Origin of the sequence: Sphingomonas phyllosphaerae, from assembly GCF_029623345.1 — a bacterium.
Taxonomy (GTDB): Bacteria; Pseudomonadota; Alphaproteobacteria; order Sphingomonadales; family Sphingomonadaceae; genus Sphingomonas; species Sphingomonas phyllosphaerae_C.
Map to the genome: position 1 here is coordinate 1 of NZ_JAPYKH010000002.1, position 13,790 is coordinate 13,790.

A 13,790-nucleotide genomic window follows, 5' to 3' on the forward strand; every position below is an offset into this window, starting at 1 on the left:
CGGCGACTTCGACACGGCCGAGGACCGCATCGTGCTCGACGACGGGCTGCGCGTGCTGCGTACCCAGGTGAGCGACGTCGATCGTGATGGCGTGAAGGACCTCAGCGTAACGTTCAGTGGTGGCACCTCGGTGACGCTGCTAGGCGTGAGCGACGCGTCCAAGGTGGGCTACGCCGGCCCCGACGCCGACTCGGATCATCTGCCGGGGCTCGACGGGCTACTCGACGGGGTCGGCGATTTCCTGGTCGGCCTCGCCGGACCGTCGCGCACCGAGATGCTGCACCCCTGGTTCTGACCCCGGATCGGGCGGGGCATCGCGGGCGCGTCTGATCCTTGCGCGCCTTACCCACGGCGCCGATTGCGGTGCCTGGACACGGACGCGCTCCCCGCGATCACGCCGTTCGAGCGATCTCCGCATGGATCGTGCGCTGGAACGCGGGCGCGGCGGGCACGGTCAGCTGCGCCGCATAGTCGAACAAGTCGGCTTGGACCCTATGGCGAAGCGAGTGCGCACCGGCGGACTCCTCGGCGAGGTCGCGATCGATCCTCGCTTTCACGGCGAATGTTTCGACCGGCCCGCGTGGTGTCTCCGATCTCGCCACCAATCGATGTGCTCGACAGGTCGCAAGCGCGATCGTCATAACGGTCTAGATCAGAAGCGTCGGCGGACGGTTCCGAAGACCTGCCGCGGCGAACCAGCCTGCAGCGTGTTGTTGAGCGACGACGCCGTGTTGAAGAATTGCCCCGAGCCGAGCGCGGCGATGTAGCGCTCGTCCGTCAGGTTGACGGCGTTCACTTGGATCTCGACGCCGGCAAAGGTACTATCAGCCGGGAAGCGGTAGCCGATCGCGGCGTCGAACAACGTATAGCCGCCCACGGTGACGTCGCCCGTGTAGGTCACGTTGCGCCTGGAGGTGTAGGCGCCGGCCACGTTGCCGAAGAACATGCCGTCGTCGTAGTTGATCTCGCCCTTCGCCAGGTGCGCCGGGGTGTCGACGGTGCGGACTCCCTTGGTCGCGACGAAGGCGGTGCCGTTGATCGTGTCGTCGTCGTACGTACTGTCGTTGTACGAATAGGAAGCGATCAGCGCCAGCGGTCGAGCCAGCTGGTAGGTCGCACCCACCTCGACGCCCCGGCTCGTCACGCTCCCCACGTTCTGCAGGATGCTGGGGTTACCCAGGATGTTCGCGCCGCTGAAGGCGGCGAGCAGCCGGTTCTTGAACTTGACGTCGTAGCCGGCCACCACGCCGCGCAGCTGACCCAGGTCGAAGCGCCACCCGCCCTCGATCATGCGCGACGTCTCCGGCTTCAGCGTGTCGCGGATCGCCTCGAAGCCCGCCTGGGTCGTACCGAACGGCCCGCGGAATGAGCTGATGAAGGCGCGCATATTCTCGGCGTAGTTGGCGAACAGCTCCTGCCGGCCGATCCGGTAGGTCGCGCCGACCTGCGGCTGGAACCAGTCCTTGGCGGCGATCCGTCCGTTGATGAAGGGCGTGCCGAACGTCGTCGTGATGCCGTTGGACACGCGCGTGCCCTTGAACCCGCCGGCGACGGTCAGTGCGTCGAGGACCTGCCAGCTGTCGCTCACGAAATATTGATTGGTCACGGTCGTGAGATCGGTGAGGAAGTCGCTCCTGAACGCGTCCGTGAGAAAGGCGGTCACGTCGGGACGGTTCGTGAGGCTCGCCGCGTAATAGTTGCGATCGGTGCTCGCGCGATTGTCTTCATGCCAAAAGCCGAGCTGGATCGTGTGCGCGCCCAATCGTGCGGACGCCTTCGCGATGCCGCCGTCGCGCTTGATCCCGTATTCCGTGGTGCGGACAGAGAGGGGGAAGCCATCGGGCGAGAACACCGCGGGCGTGTAGATGCCGCCGCTGCCCTTGTCGTAGTGATGGTAATAGGTCGCCGTCGTGTCGAGCCAATCGGAGACCGGCACGTCGAGGGTTAGTGCGCCGAGCCAGTCGCGACGAATGCCGCCGCTGTCGTAATAGGTGTCGTTGACGTTGGTGTAAGGCGCGGGGAAGGCCGTCCCCGCGCTCGGAAAAGGCAACGCGCGATTGGCCGCCCGCGCCGTCTGGTTCGCGCTGACCTGCGACAGCAGGATGGCGGTGGCATAATCGGGGCGGAGGAAATCGAGGTCGTAACCGATGCGATCGAGGGTCGCCGGCGACAGATCGGCATAGTTGCGCTCCTTGTGGAGCGAGTAGTTGAGCCAGCCCGCCAGTGTGGCGCTGCCGATCGCCTGGACGATCTTGCCGTTCACCTTGGCGTCGGACTGACTGCCGAAGCCCTTCCACTTGCTCGCGTCATGGACCACGCCCGAGATCGACAGCTTCGTGCCAGTCGGCAGTTCGCCGCTGTCAAGCCGGCCGTAGAGGTGGACCGTGTCGTACATGCCGTACGTCAACGCCACCTCACCGCTCGGCACCGCTGACGGTGCGCGCGACACGAACTCCAGGTTGCCACCGAGGTTGCTGGTCGAGGCGATGCCGAGAGAGCCCGCTCCCTGTGACACGTCGACCCGCGCGATGTTCTCGGCCGCGATCGCGCGGCTGACGTGCAGGCCGTTGTGGCCGTTGTAGAACATGTCACCCAGCGGGACGCCGTCGAGCGTGTAGCCCATCTGGCTCTGGTTGAAGCCGCGCACCGAGAGACGCGTGCCGAGTTCGTAGCTGCCGAACGGGTCCGAGCTCTGCAGCGCGACGCCGGGTAGGCGCGCGACGGCCTTCAGCGGCGAACTGCCTGGCGGAAGGATCTCGATCGCCTTGCGCGATACCGTCTGCTCCTGGCGCACCTTGCCGTTGCCGTACACGACGATCTCGCTGTCATCGTCTGCTGCACTCGCCGTTGACGCATCGATGGGAGCGCCAACGGGAGCGACGGTCTGCGCCGAGGCGGATGCCGAGATGGCCATCATGAAGCTCGCCGAGGCGAGAAGAAGAGTCTTCGGATCCATCTGGGTCCTACCTGTCGATGTCGGGGTGTCGCCACTCGAGCAGCGTTCGTTGGCGTCTCGAATAGGGGCCGTTCAGGTCGCTTCGATGACGGGGGCGCTACGGAACTGTGACACTCACCTCCGATGTCACGGGTTGGTCACGGCTCGCGCTTAGGCCACGGTATGACCGGAGCGAACTTTGACTGGCATCGACGTGCCGTGCTCGGTGCCATGGCTGCCTTGGCGGCGACGCCAGCGACCGCCATCGATAAAGGCGCCCGTGGCGCCGCCGATCCGTTCGCACTCGGCGTGGCCAGCGGCGACCCGGACGTCGACGGCTTCGTGCTTTGGACGCGTCTGGTCGGAGCATTTGCCGAGCCGTTAAGGGCAGGCGCTGTTGAGATCCGGTGCGAGGTCGCGACGGACCCTGCCTTCCGGCAGATTGTGCGCGCTAGTCGGGGCGCCGCCCGTCCGGAGCGCGGACATGCGGTACATGTCGAGATCGTCGGGCTGCCTGCCGGAAGGCCCTACTGGTACCGCTTTCACGCGCTCGGCGCCACGAGCCCTGCAGGCCGCGCCGCCACGGTGCCGCACACCGCCGACCGGCTCAGGCTGGCGGTCACGTCCTGCCAGCACTGGGAGCAGGCGCAGTTCGGCGTCTACCGCGACATCGTCGCGTCGGCGCCCGACCTGGTGCTGCAACTCGGGGACTACATCTACGAGCAGAGCTATCCTGACCTGCCGACCGTCCGATCATTTGGCGCGCCTGAGCCACGCGACCTCGCCGGCTATCGGCAGCGCCACGCGCTCTACAAGACCGATCCGGACCTCCAGGCCGCACATCGCGTGTGCCCGTGGGTGGTGACTTGGGATGATCATGAGGTGCTCAACGATTACGCCAATCTCGCCAATCGCGAGGGCCTGCCGCCAGAACTGTTCGCACCGCGGCGAGCAGCGGCGTACCAGGCGTATTTTGAACACATGCCGATCCGCCCGAGCCTCTGGAGAGGGCGTGCTACGCCCCGGCTGTACCGCTCGGTGGACTGGGCTGATCTGGCCTCGTTGTCGGTGCTAGACACGCGGCAGTACCGCAGCGCGCCTCCCTGTGCCGCGCAGAACGTGGCGCGAAACGTGCGGTTGGACGCCTGCGCCGAGGCGGCTGCACCTTCCCGCACCATCATGGGCCGGGCGCAGGAACAGTGGCTATCCGATCGGCTCACTCAAGAGAGCCGCCCTTGGTCGCTCGTCGCCCAACAGGTGTTTTTCGCACCGCTGTGGCTGGACGGCAGCCATCAGTCTACGTTCAGCGATCAGTGGGACGGTTACACTGCCAATCGAGACCGCGTCCTAGCCGGCATGCGTTACCCAGCGGTCCGCAATCCAGTGGTGCTAAGTGGCGACGTGCACTCCTTCTGGGTCAACGATCTCGCTACGTCTGACGGCGTGCCGGTTGGAAGCGAGATCGTAACCTCGGCGCTTGGCGCCGCCTCGCCGCCGTCTGGACGGTTTGGGGATGTTGCGCGCAATAATCCCCACGTGCGCTTCCACGATATCCAGCATGCCGGATGGGTAAGGCTCGACGTCGATCAGCAATCGCTTCGCGCCGATATGCGCGTGATCTCTGACCGTATAGTCGCTAGAAGTGAGGTGCGAACAGCAGCTAGTTTTGTTGCAAAATCAGGATCTCGAGACCTAGTAAGAAGCTGAGTTGCGGCCGCCGGTAAATTCCTTGGATCAGCTAAACGAATGGTTCTGCTTAGAAGATTGAAAGAAACTTGCGCCTTAATCGGCGGCTTGTAGCCGGGGCATTCTTCGCATGTAGAAAGCTGCTGAATTGCATTGCTCCACAACCAGGCTGATCCAACCATTTTGGGGGCGCCCAGATGGCTGGGTCACCAGTATGAACGAGCGGCAGGAATTGGGAGCTGGGCTGAAGCTACTGAGTGACCGGTTCTGGGTCTGTGCCCCCGCGCATCCCCACCTTATCGGGGCTGAACCTTCTCTCCAGAGATCACCGCTTTGCGCGCGCCTCATTGAGCGCCGCAGCCTCACAAACAAGGTCGTGCAAGGCTGCATCGTTCACCTCCTCGCGCTCTCGTATGTCGAGCGCTCGGCGGACGCCGGTGAGGCTGGAGTTGAACAGGCCGTGCGGGTCGCTTAGCGAAGATCCCTTGGGGAACGTCAGCTTGACCTTGTCCTGGTTGCTCTCGCCGGTGCAGATGATGCCGTTGCGCGACCAAGTGGGGACGCCCAGCGGGTTGGTCGGCTTGCGCCATTTCACCTCCTCCATCACGTCTGGGACTGCCTCCCGGATCAGGCGCCGGATGCGGGTGAGCAGGGCGCCGCGCCAATCGGAGAGGCTAACAATCTTCGCGTCTACGGCCTCGGACATGATCAGCTTCTCATCAATAGCACCGCGCGGCTTACGAACATGTAGAGGCCAGTGATGGTCAGGACCAGTCACGCTCTCGTGCGCTCGAGCAACACGCCACTGTGGGGCGACGGCCGGTGTTGGGTTCCGAGTGACATGGCTCCACTGGTAGCGCTTACAGCGGGCAAAACCGGTCTTCGCTGTCGCGACAATTGGGATCGGAGGTGCAGGACGCGGTGCGCCTCATGCACGGGTGGTTCCACTTGCTGAGCTCTCTTCAGTCCTCTCGAAGCGGCAAGCTGCGTTCCTCGTTGTGAGCAGGGCTTGTCAGACGGCGGTGAGCTCGTGCCGACGACAAGGGTTGCGCCCCTCTCCACTTGACTACATTCTGATTGTGTCACGTGGGGGGGTGGTTGTCGATGCGAGCGAGTCTCGTGTGTCTGATGGTCATCGTTGCGGGGTTATCGGCCTCGACGGCGACAGGGCAGGCAACTGCGCGAGCATGCACCTCGTCTGAGGAACCAGGAGCGGCCTGCCTGCTCGGGCGGCAGCGAGTAGTTCAACTGCCGCACGGCGACGTTTACTGGCACATAGACCGCTTTCGATCGGCCGCCATCGCCAGAAAGGCGGGTCTCTCTACGAGCACCGTCGTCGAGGCATTCAACGCAACATGGTTGTTCACGCTTTCTGGCGACAGCTGGCGGGCAAAAGGCGGCGAACGCGCGGCCAAGATCGGTCCGCTCCCGGTCCTACCCGCGTCCGGCTACCAAGCCGAGTATCTCCGATCCATTTTCGTTCCAGGCACATCGGCGCCGTTGCACACCCACTCGGGCCCAGAGGCCTTCTTTGCCGTTGATGGCGACACATGTTTGGAGACGCCAGACGGCGTGCAGATCGGCCGGGGCGCTGGAAACAGCCTTCTAGTCCGTGCCGGCCCTCCCATGCTGCTGATGGCGATCGGCAAGGTGCCGCGGCGCGGTTTCGCGCTGATCCTGCACGACGCCGACGCGCCGCCGACGACCCTGACGCAAGCTTGGCAGCCAACCGGATTGTGCACGCGGCAGCTTGCCGCGGATCAGATGAAAGCAACTTCACCGATGTGACTCACGGAACGGGGATAATAGCATGGAACGCCGATCAGTTCTCGCTTTGCTAGTCGCCGCGTTTCTCGCCGATGCAGGTGCGCACGCTCCCGGCGGAGCGACAAGCGCGCCGAGCACCACTTTCTTCCAGAAAGATGAGGCCGCGCGGTCGAAGTTGCCGATCGCGGTCGTGAGCTCCGGCGACGATAGGGAGGGGCGCACGCATCAGATTGGCGTCAGCGCCACCACGTACAAAGTCGTGACGAGCGACACCAAGGGAGACCTGTTCGTCATTGAGCAGGCCAACCAGCGTCGTGGTGGGCCTCCGCTGCATGTTCATCAGGGCGAGGATGAGCTCTTCTATGTCTTGGAGGGCGAGTACCTCGTCCAGGTTGGCGACCAGCGCTTCTCTCTGAAGGCGGGAGATTGTGTGCTGGGTCCACGTGGCGTGCCGCACGCATGGGCTTATGCGGGGTCCACCAATGGGCGTCTGCTACTAAGCTACGCTCCTGCCGGCAAGATGGAGGCCTTCTTCAACGCCTGGGAGCAGCTCGGCTTCACCCCGGGCGGCTATTCAAAGGAGAAGGATGCAGCTCTGCTGCGGTCGTATGGCATGGAACGTGTCGGTCCGCCGATCCAGCTTTGACCTCGCCTTCTGCGGCGTCACCGATCGATCGGTTTGGCACGCAGCTCGCCATAACAGGCGACCGGTTTGTAAACGGAGAACTGCTTTGCGCGGTCTGAAGGCGGAATCGAAACCATCCCTGGGAGCTCGACTAACTCGCGGCATCAACACAGCGTGCAGGCAGCTGGCAGGACGGGCGTGCGGCTGATGGTGCCGATGCCTGACGACTCGACCTCGCTCACGCCCGAAGCGCTCGCTATCTGTGAAGTGCTGCGCGCCGCGTTCGTCCGGGTAAGAGCGCCTGCTGGTGCGCGGAACAGCTGAAAGACTCGAGCGCCGGGATGAGCGGACGGCGGGAGCTGGGCGGCGAGCAGATGGCTCTGAATGACCGCAAATGGGTCTTCGGAGTCACGTGATCTCTCTTTTGCGTCCGATGCCCTAGATGAGCTTGCTAGCAGGCGCGGAAACGCACTGATGCCGCGGCGATGTTAGGGTGGGCGAGCTGTCTAAATTTTATGAAAACCAATTCCGATTGGACAGGCTTTCAAGGTCATGGCAACGTTCGCGCCATCGAGTCGATTACTAAGTCGACCACGTGGGTCGCGTCGCTTCCTCAAGGAGAAAAAGCGATGCCGGACAAGAAAATTACATCGGGGCGGGACAAGGTTGTTGGGAAACCTCTCGCGTCCCTGACACAAGCTAGGCTGAAGACCGGTATTAAGACGGTCGATCAGAGCATCGTAGACGAGCTCACCAAGGCATTCGGCGACGAGGTCGCCTATCACATCAAAGAGTCCGGGCCCACCTGGGTCAACAGCCCCCATCACATCGAAGCTGGCGAGCGCGTATCGCCGGAGATCGTCGAACGGACGGTCCAGATCACCGTGCACAATGCAAAGGAGAAGGGCGGAGGATAAGCATCGATGCGCCTCGACGTCGTCGTCAAGGTCACGAAGCTGTGCAATCTCCGATGTAGCTACTGCTACGAGACCCCGTGGCTTGACGATCCCCGACGCATGAAACTCAGCCAGATCGACGCCCTCTACGACAGGGTGGCCGAGATGATCGCGGCGGTCGGCGATACCTCGAGCGCCATCACCTTCTACTGGCAGGGAGGCGAGCCCATGCTGGTGCCAGCGTCCTTCTGGAAGGGCGTGTACGAACGTCAGGACCGTTTCGAAGCCCGCGACGGGGTGTGCATCCGCAACGAGCTTCAAAGCAACGCGACGCGCGTGACCGACGAGCATGTCAGTGCCCTGCGCGGCCGCTATGTGATTGGCGTGTCCTACGACGTGGCGAACGATAATCGAAGGACTGCCGGCGGGCGGCCGACGGCGCGGTTAGTGGAGACTGGCATCGAACGGCTGCGCGCTGGCGGCGTGCAGCTGTCGGGGGGCATAGCGGTGGTCTCCACCGCAAACGTCGATCATGCGGCGTCGGTGGTGAAGTTCTATCTCGGGCAGGGGCTGAATTTGCGGCTGCTCAACATCTACACGGCCACGGACACGCAGCCGGCGGTCGCGCGGGCAGCCATCGGCTGGGATCGCTACATCGACTTTTGCCGAAATGCGCTTGATGAGCCCGGTATGCGCGAAGCCATGTCGGCAGGCCTGACGGTCGAGCCGTTCACCTCCGCGTTCCGGATCCGTCGGCTGACCGAGGCGGGCGCCGCCGTCACGCCCAGCGACGGTCGACGCGAGTGGGTCCTCCTGGTGGACACGAGCGGCGACCTCTACTCGGCAGGAGACGCCTACGACACCGCGCTGCGCTACGGGAACGTCTTCGACGACACCCTAAACACTCTGTTCCTGTCGCCAGCGCGCGCGCGTCGGATAGCTCGCGCCCGCGAGCGGATCGACAGCATCTGCGCGTCCGGCTGCGAGTTCTTCGGCCACGGCTGCGACGGGGCCTACGTCGGCCAGTGCACGCCCGAGGAGGAGAGGGCGTTCGCGGCGGCCGGGCGCTGCTACCTTTCCGTGATTGCCGGCATGGAGCGCAACTAGCCATGCACGTCGGTTTGATCCTGAAGGTTTCCAAGTTCTGCAATCTTCGCTGCACCTACTGCTGCGAGATGGACGACCTCGGCGATCGACGCCGCATGTCGCTGAATCAGATCGAAACCGTCCTCTGCTCGGTCCGCACCTTTCTGGAAGCCTACGGCTCCGGCGACGACAGCGTCAGCCTCTACTGGCACGGCGGAGAGCCTCTCGTGCAGCCTGTATCCTACTGGAGCGCCATCCGCGAAGCGCAGGAGGGATGCCTCGGCGAGGATCTCTGTCGACGCACGTCGAACGCCCTGCAGTCGAACCTTACGCTGGTGAAGCCGGCGCACCTGCCGCTGCTGTCCTGGATGCGCATCGGCTTCTCGTATGACGTGGTGAACGACCTTCGAGTGGACATGAAGGGTCGGCCCAGCGCCGACCAGGTGGTGCGGAAAGTCGACTGGCTCACGTCGGTCGGCGTGCCGCTCGCGGGTATAGTTGTCGTGTCCAAAGCGAACGCGACGCGGCACGAGGAAGTGGCGGACTTCTATCTCGCGCGTCGGCTCCCCTTCCGCTTCATCCTGCTCGACGAGGCGCTCGAGCACCGCGGGGAGGTTCAGGTGCTGCGCGTCGGCCTGCCGGAGTACGTGCGCTTCGCGGAGGCGTTGTGGAGCTTGCCACGCGTCAGGCAGGCGATCGCCGGCGGGCTGCGGATCGATCCGCTGAGCGAGGTTCTCTCGCTCCTCAAGGACGACGATCACGGCTCCGGGCCGCCAGACACCGCAGCACTGGGGGGACGCGAGCACCTGCTGGAGGTGGACACCGACGGCAGCGTCTACTCCACGGCCGACTACCCTTATCGTGGATCGTACGGATCCATCTTCGAGCAACCGTTGGAGCAGCTGCTGCTCTCCGACGCCCGAAGGAGGCGCGTGGCCCGCTCGCGCGATCGTCTCGATCGCGTCTGCGCGTCCTGCCGCTTCCTGGGACGAGGCTGCAGCGGCGCCCGGGTCTCCCACGCGACCGAGCCGGTCTACGCCGAATACGTTTCGGCGGGCGGCTGCGAGTTGTCGCTGGTCGCCGACGTCATTTCGCCGCCGAAGGCGAGCCGCGCGGCATGACCCTGAACGCGACGAGGGGGCTCGCCCGGCTGCTCCACGATGCTCCCGCGAGCCTCCGCGGGGACGCCCTTTTCAAGGATAGCTCCGGCACGCGTGCAAACAGCGACGCCGGCCGTCTGGTGCATCCATCCGATCCCTCCTTCTGCGACGCCGTCGAGGATGGCGTCCGTCCCGTGGTCGTACTGCTCTGCGACCGCCTGTGCTGCGTGACGTATTCGAGCTGCGAGGGGCACCTGGACGGCCACGACATCACTCCGGCGCACGTCGGCATCGTCGCTGCCGACGACGAGCGTCGTGCAGCGCTGCTCGGTCGCTTGCAGCAGCTGATCGCAGGCATCAGCGGCGACGCCGTGCCGCGCCTGATCGTGGGAAGCATCGAGGACGACCGCGGTACCGTTGGCTGCGTCGACATGGTGTTCCACGGCACGGGCGTGAGCGGGCCGCGATACCTCAAGGGAGTTCGGACCGCGCTCGATGAGATAGTGCGCAGGCTGTGCCGCCTCCCGACTACCGGCTCCGTTCTTCCGATGCCGGAGTTCCTTGGCGGCCGACCGCCTCCCGAACTGGCGAGCGCGCCCTATCCGTGGCTGTGTCTGGCAGGTTTGTTCGACCGGGAAACTATGGCGATCGTGGCAGGCGAAGGGGCGTTGCTGCCGCGGAGCCGCGGCGAGCGCCGCGGCTACAGTCTGGGTGCGGCAGGCGTGACGCATGGCTCGCTCTTCCGCGCCTTCGACGGGCCCATGCGCTCCGTCGTGTCCCGGATTGTGGGCCGGTCGGGCATCCGGCTCGATGCCTTGGAGTTCCACGACATGGTCGCAGCCGACTTCGTCTCCGTCCATACCGACCAGCCCAACAGCGACAGAGTCCGCATGTGGCGCCTTGTTGTCTATCTGGATGACGTGCCGCCCGAAGTCGGTGGGGCTCACGTCGTGCTCGAGGCCGTCGGCGGCCGCTATCTGATCAGGGCTGCGGTCCAGCCCACCGCCGGCGACGCCCTGCTCTTCGAGATGACGCCATCGTCCTTTCATGCCGTCACGCCGCTGAGCGGCGGCATGCGGAGGACGCTCGTGGCGACGTACGGCTCATGACGGGCGCAGCCGCGTCGCTGTCGACCGCGTGCGGGTCGCCCGACCCTCACGCGCTCTCCATTCTGACGGCCGTCGCGGCGCGGCAGAACCGCGCCGCGGTCGCGCTTGCGCTCGAGCGGAATGCCGCGGCGCCGCGGCGTGGCGAGGGTGGTCGCGAGGCGCTGGAACGTTGGCTCGCAACGGATGCGAACTGGTTAGTCGACTGGGATCCCGCACTCGGGCCGTTCCTCGCCGATCCCGCCGGCGCGGACGTGGATGACTGGATAGGCCTGCTTATCCATCTCTCCTTGGTCGATCCGACGTCCACCTGGAGCGCTGGCACCGCGCGGCGTTCATGCTTCCGCGCGGGGCACCGGATGGTCCGCGGCGCCGATGCCCTGCGGTGGGAGGACGGCGAACTCGTCGCCTCCGTCGAGAGAAGCTGGCGCAGCTGCGGTGATCTACCCGAGGGAATTTGGCTGAGCTGGCGCGAGGCGTCGGTCGACGTGATCGATCCGCATTGCTGGAGCGACGTCGTTGGGGAAGCCCGATCCACCGGCGGCCCGGCAGACGAGCGCGCTCACGCGTTGGCGGCGGCGCTGCAGGTTCTCGAAATCGATGAAGGTTTTTCGAGATGGGTGCGGGACGTCCTGCGGATCGTGGTGCCCCTTCCGTCTGTTAAGGGAGCGACAATGTCGTCGAGCGACGTGCGACATCCGTCCGTCGTCCGCATGACGGTGGACGACGATCCGGCCACCACCGCCGAGCTGCTCGTACACGAGTGCGCTCACATCGTCCTGGCGCTGGCCGAGCGTGAGGAGCCGCTCGTCGTCGGAGACGACGCGAGACTGTACTACTCGCCCTTCCGCAGAACCGGACGCCCGCTTCGGTCCATCCTACTCGGCTATCACGCCTTCGCGAACGTCGCCGGGCTGTACGGAAGCCTTGCCCGTCGGGGGTTCCGTCCGGTTGCGATGACGAGGAGGCGCGACGCCGTGCTGGAGCAGCTCGCTCCCCTCGAGGCGATACTAGATGGTGCGGCCGATCTCACGGACATGGCCCGCGGGATCTATCGGCAAGCGAGGTCGCAGACACTTTCCTGAGCAAGTCCGAAGGAGAAGCACTTTGTCTATTATCATGACCGGGACGACGAAGGATCAAGAGGCCGGCAAAGGTGTCGTCTTCTCGCCCGACCTCGACCCGACCCTCTCGATTGAAATACCCCAGGAGCTGATCGCCTCGTCGAGGAGTCTCCCAAGCGGGGGCAGTGGCACGCGCGGCGATCGCGTCGCCATAGCATTGGATCTACCGGACACACCGGAGACGAAGGTCCTGCTGGCGTGGGCGGCGGCGATGGAGACGGCCTTGCACACGCTTGCGAGCAGAACGAGGACCGCCGCTGCCGCCGATCCGACCGAGCGGGCGAGCAGCGCATGCCTCAAGTGCATTCATCGCTGCGAGAAAATCGTGGTACCGGAGGACGATCGTCTCGCCGGTGTCATCTGCATGCTGAATTGCCCCTGCGATTGACGGTCTCGCAGGCTCTCGTTTTGGGCCGGCCCATCTCCGGCGGGTTCGTCGAGCGCACATCGTTCGCGCACGAACCGGCGCAGTGGCTCTGTCAAAGCTAATGCACCTGCGCAGGTGATCGGGGTAGGGCGAGGCATGCCCCGCCAGCGCAAGCCAGCCTCGCCGTTCCGCTACTTCAACTCCTCGCCGGAGGTGATCCGGCTGGTGGTGCTGATGTACGTGCGCTTTCCGCTGTCCCTGCGGAACGTGGAAGACCTGCTGTTCGAGCGTGGGATCGACATCTGCCATGAGACGGTGAGGCTGTGGTGGAACAGGTTCGGTCCGCTGTTCGCGGGTGAGGTGCGGCGCCAGCGGGTGAGCAGAATGCGCGGCTTTCGCCATTGGCGCTGGCACCTGGACGAGATGTACGTGAAGCTGAACGGCGAGATGGTCTACCTGTGGCGCGCGGTGGATCACGAGGGCGAGATCCTCGAGAGCTACGTCACCAAGACCCGCGACAAGAAGGCAGCGCTCGCCTTCATGAAGAAAGCGCTCAAGCGCCACGGCTCGCCCGAGGCGATCACCACCGACGGTCTGCGCTCCTATGGCGCTGCTCTGACCGAGCTCGGCGCCCGCGAGAAGCAGGAGGTGGAACGCTGGGCGAACAACCGGGTAGAGAACTCGCACCTGCCGTTTAGGCGACGAGAACGGGCGATGCTACGGTTCCGCCAGATGCGCACCTTACAGAAGTTCGCCTCGGTTCACGCCAACGTCCACAACCACTTCAACCACGAACGCCATCTCGTCGATCGCCAGACCTACAAGCAGCGCCGCTCTGCGGCGCTGGCTCAGTGGCAGGCGCTCGCCAGCTGATCCGACGCGAGCCGGGGGCGAGGTGCATCGTGTAGAGACGAGTTCGCGTTAGACTGACAGCACCCTCAGGCCTGTCGCGGCATCTTCATCGCGCCGGAGTCCACTTACGTCGCGAAGGGTTTGTTAGAAGGACGGAGTTACCGTCGTGCAGTTCGCTGGGTGTCGCTGACGTTTTGCCTGGTGCGGTCGCGATCGCTTGATTGTACCTAGAGCTCAGTGAGGTGT

General features: G+C 64.8%; 14 protein-coding genes. 11 read left to right on the forward strand and 3 right to left on the reverse strand.

Going from position 1 to position 13,790, the window contains the following annotated elements:
• A partial coding sequence (locus tag QBJ89_RS01940) for a hypothetical protein (protein WP_277978866.1) occupies positions 1–295 on the forward strand: 295 nt, incomplete at its 5' end.
• Between the two features lie 97 nt (positions 296–392).
• Here the strand turns inward: QBJ89_RS01940 and QBJ89_RS01945 are convergent.
• Both QBJ89_RS01945 and QBJ89_RS01950 read right to left on the reverse strand, forming a co-directional pair.
• Positions 393–641 carry a hypothetical protein gene (locus QBJ89_RS01945; protein WP_277978867.1) on the reverse strand — a complete coding sequence of 83 codons (249 nt, stop codon included), beginning with the start codon at positions 639–641 and terminating at the stop codon, positions 393–395.
• An 11-nt stretch (positions 642–652) separates the two neighbouring features.
• Complete coding sequence (locus QBJ89_RS01950; protein WP_277978868.1) at positions 653–2,956, reverse strand: TonB-dependent receptor; 2,304 nt, start codon at positions 2,954–2,956, stop codon at positions 653–655.
• A 162-nt stretch (positions 2,957–3,118) separates the two neighbouring features.
• Here QBJ89_RS01950 and QBJ89_RS01955 point away from each other — a divergent pair, with 162 nt between their 5' ends.
• Positions 3,119–4,642, forward strand: a complete 1,524-nt coding sequence (locus QBJ89_RS01955) for an alkaline phosphatase D family protein (protein ID WP_277978869.1) — start codon at positions 3,119–3,121, stop codon at positions 4,640–4,642.
• Between the two features lie 304 nt (positions 4,643–4,946).
• Here QBJ89_RS01955 and QBJ89_RS01960 read toward each other — a convergent pair whose 3' ends face one another.
• Positions 4,947–5,399, reverse strand: coding sequence for a DUF1801 domain-containing protein (locus QBJ89_RS01960; protein WP_277978870.1), 453 nt, complete (start codon positions 5,397–5,399; stop codon positions 4,947–4,949).
• Between the two features lie 581 nt (positions 5,400–5,980).
• Here QBJ89_RS01960 and QBJ89_RS01965 point away from each other — a divergent pair.
• From QBJ89_RS01965 to QBJ89_RS02005, 9 genes are all read left to right on the forward strand, one after another.
• Positions 5,981–6,409: a hypothetical protein gene (locus tag QBJ89_RS01965; RefSeq protein WP_277978871.1), complete on the forward strand. Its 429-nt coding sequence runs from the start codon at positions 5,981–5,983 to the stop codon at positions 6,407–6,409.
• Positions 6,410–6,431: 22 nt separating this feature from the next.
• A complete protein-coding gene (locus QBJ89_RS01970) occupies positions 6,432–7,034 on the forward strand; it encodes a cupin domain-containing protein (RefSeq protein ID WP_277978872.1) in 603 nt (200 codons plus the stop codon).
• A gap of 608 nt (positions 7,035–7,642) precedes the next feature.
• Positions 7,643–7,930, forward strand: a complete 288-nt coding sequence (locus QBJ89_RS01975; protein ID WP_277978873.1) for a hypothetical protein — start codon at positions 7,643–7,645, stop codon at positions 7,928–7,930.
• A 6-nt stretch (positions 7,931–7,936) separates the two neighbouring features.
• Entirely contained in the window at positions 7,937–9,016 is a 1,080-nt protein-coding gene (locus QBJ89_RS01980) for a radical SAM protein (protein ID WP_277978874.1), read from the forward strand.
• Between the two features lie 2 nt (positions 9,017–9,018).
• Positions 9,019–10,116, forward strand: coding sequence for a radical SAM protein (locus QBJ89_RS01985; protein ID WP_277978875.1), 1,098 nt, complete (start codon positions 9,019–9,021; stop codon positions 10,114–10,116).
• The gene (locus tag QBJ89_RS01990) at positions 10,113–11,204 is read left to right on the forward strand and encodes a 2OG-Fe(II) oxygenase (protein ID WP_277978876.1); all 1,092 of its coding nucleotides are present in this window, start codon (positions 10,113–10,115) and stop codon (positions 11,202–11,204) included. Before QBJ89_RS01985 ends, QBJ89_RS01990 begins: the two co-directional genes overlap by 4 nt.
• Entirely contained in the window at positions 11,201–12,286 is a 1,086-nt protein-coding gene (locus tag QBJ89_RS01995; protein ID WP_277978877.1) for an aKG-HExxH-type peptide beta-hydroxylase, read from the forward strand. Before QBJ89_RS01990 ends, QBJ89_RS01995 begins: the two co-directional genes overlap by 4 nt.
• 34 nt (positions 12,287–12,320) lie before the next feature.
• Positions 12,321–12,713 carry a hypothetical protein gene (locus tag QBJ89_RS02000; RefSeq protein WP_277978878.1) on the forward strand — a complete coding sequence of 131 codons (393 nt, stop codon included), beginning with the start codon at positions 12,321–12,323 and terminating at the stop codon, positions 12,711–12,713.
• 135 nt (positions 12,714–12,848) lie between these two features.
• Positions 12,849–13,565 carry an IS6 family transposase gene (locus QBJ89_RS02005; RefSeq protein ID WP_277978879.1) on the forward strand — a complete coding sequence of 239 codons (717 nt, stop codon included), beginning with the start codon at positions 12,849–12,851 and terminating at the stop codon, positions 13,563–13,565.
• The last annotated feature ends 225 nt before the right edge of the window (positions 13,566–13,790 follow it).

Bases quoted from the DNA above. Each gene is read 5' to 3' on its own strand.
- QBJ89_RS02005 (WP_277978879.1), top strand. From the start codon at position 12,849: ATGCCCCGCCAGCGCAAGCCAGCCTCGCCGTTCCGCTACTTCAACTCC.
- QBJ89_RS01970 (WP_277978872.1), top strand. From the start codon at position 6,432: ATGGAACGCCGATCAGTTCTCGCTTTGCTAGTCGCCGCGTTTCTCGCC.
- QBJ89_RS01985 (WP_277978875.1), top strand. From the start codon at position 9,019: ATGCACGTCGGTTTGATCCTGAAGGTTTCCAAGTTCTGCAATCTTCGC.
- QBJ89_RS01995 (WP_277978877.1), top strand. From the start codon at position 11,201: ATGACGGGCGCAGCCGCGTCGCTGTCGACCGCGTGCGGGTCGCCCGAC.
- QBJ89_RS01990 (WP_277978876.1), top strand. From the start codon at position 10,113: ATGACCCTGAACGCGACGAGGGGGCTCGCCCGGCTGCTCCACGATGCT.
- QBJ89_RS01950 (WP_277978868.1), bottom strand. From the start codon at position 2,956: ATGGATCCGAAGACTCTTCTTCTCGCCTCGGCGAGCTTCATGATGGCC.
- QBJ89_RS02000 (WP_277978878.1), top strand. From the start codon at position 12,321: ATGACCGGGACGACGAAGGATCAAGAGGCCGGCAAAGGTGTCGTCTTC.
- QBJ89_RS01980 (WP_277978874.1), top strand. From the start codon at position 7,937: ATGCGCCTCGACGTCGTCGTCAAGGTCACGAAGCTGTGCAATCTCCGA.
- QBJ89_RS01945 (WP_277978867.1), bottom strand. From the start codon at position 641: ATGACGATCGCGCTTGCGACCTGTCGAGCACATCGATTGGTGGCGAGA.
- QBJ89_RS01955 (WP_277978869.1), top strand. From the start codon at position 3,119: ATGACCGGAGCGAACTTTGACTGGCATCGACGTGCCGTGCTCGGTGCC.
- QBJ89_RS01975 (WP_277978873.1), top strand. From the start codon at position 7,643: ATGCCGGACAAGAAAATTACATCGGGGCGGGACAAGGTTGTTGGGAAA.